The sequence below is a fragment of the Homoserinimonas sp. OAct 916 genome, from assembly GCF_003260275.1.
Taxonomy (GTDB): domain Bacteria; phylum Actinomycetota; class Actinomycetes; order Actinomycetales; family Microbacteriaceae; genus OACT-916.
In genome coordinates, this window is sequence record NZ_QJHB01000082.1 from 1 (window position 1) to 329 (window position 329).

The window sequence follows — 329 nt, forward strand, 5'->3', positions numbered from 1 at the left end:
GCCCGCGTGGCGTTCACATGCTCGCGCAGGCGATGCGCCGTTTCTTCCTCGGGCCCGCGCAGGCCGCCGAGTGCTTCGATCGCCACCAGCCGATCAACACGGTCGCTGACCGAGGCGGTAAGGCTGGCAATGCCGGCACCCATTGAATGGCCGAGCAGGCTGAATCGGTCCCAGCCCAGCGCGTCGGCGACATCGAGTACGTGGCAGATCGCGGCGGCCGTGGTGTAGCTGGCACCCGCCGGCAGGTGTGCGCTGTGACCGTGGCCGGGCAGATCGATGGCAACCAGCTGCAACGCCGACAGGTGCGGCGCCAGCGGCACGAAGCTGGC

The 329-nt window shown here is 69.6% G+C and carries 1 protein-coding gene; it reads right to left on the bottom strand.

Annotated elements, in window-relative coordinates:
• Window positions 1-329, bottom strand: a 329-nt coding sequence (locus DL891_RS16795; protein WP_157962606.1) for an alpha/beta fold hydrolase, incomplete at both ends; no start/stop codon positions are given.